The following is a 1,030-nucleotide window of genomic DNA, read 5'->3' as shown; positions in this document are numbered from 1 at the left end:
TGTGTGATTCATAGACATCCTTTCAACTATACTGGGTGTCTATGGACAGAGAAATCCAACAAAGACTACGGTGGGTAAAAATGTATGAGGAATGTGGTGATGCAGGCCTCGTATGTCGACGCTGTGGTATTTCCAGACCAACATTACGTAAGTGGGCTAAACGATATAAGCAGTATGGAATCGCTGGTCTGGAAAGCCAGAGCAGACGCCCTCATTCATCTCCAGATACCAAACTCAATGATGAGCTAAGAGCATTGATCCTGACGATGCGTGAGAAACGCAATTTAGGGGCGCGGCGTTTACAAACGGAATTAATCCGACTTCACCAAATACACCTAAGCACAGCGACACTCCATAAAGTTTTATCCGAAGCATCAGTCAAACCCATCGTAACTTACCGACGCAAAAAAGATTTCCAAAGATATGAGCGCCCAATTCCTGGTGATAGAGTCCAGATGGACACCTGTAAAATAGCGTCTGGAATTTACCAGTATACAGCTATTGATGACTGCTCTCGCTATCGGGTTCTAAGGTGCTACTCTCGGCGCACAGCAGCAAATACAGTCGACTTTATCGATTGTGTCGTGGAAGAGATGCCATTTCCTATCCAGCGTATTCAGACGGACAGAGGGCGTGAATTCTTTGCTGAGAAAGTCCAGAAACAACTGATGATTTATGGGATCAAGTTTCGCCCAAATAAGCCTGGCTCACCTCACTTGAATGGTAAAGTGGAACGGTCGCAGAAAACAGATAAAAGTGAGTTCTATCCGACCATAGATGTCTCTGTAGGGTTGGAAGAACTGGATCTGCTGCTAGCTGAATGGCAACACTACTACAACTGGGAGCGGCCCCACAGCTCGTTAAATGGGCTAACTCCGATAGACAGGATTACTGAGATATCTGATCAAACCCCTTTGTCTGAAGAGGTATCTCAGAACTACCAGATCAAGAAAGAGAGGTTTCAAGAGCAGAATTACAAGCTCGACCTTCAGCTAAGAAAAGTGAAACCATCTCTATGAATCACACACAT

The 1,030-nt window shown here is 45.0% G+C and carries 1 protein-coding gene; it reads left to right on the top strand.

Features of this window, described 5'->3' with window-relative positions:
* The first annotated feature begins 41 nt into the window (after positions 1-41).
* Complete coding sequence (locus UA76_RS07340) at positions 42-1,019, top strand: IS481 family transposase (RefSeq protein ID WP_047044467.1); 978 nt, start codon at positions 42-44, stop codon at positions 1,017-1,019.
* Positions 1,020-1,030: the final 11 nt, after the last annotated feature.

Source organism: Vibrio mexicanus, from assembly GCF_001012815.1.
Lineage (GTDB): Bacteria > Pseudomonadota > Gammaproteobacteria > Enterobacterales > Vibrionaceae > Vibrio > Vibrio mexicanus.
This window is presented reverse-complemented; position numbering and strand designations above follow the sequence as displayed.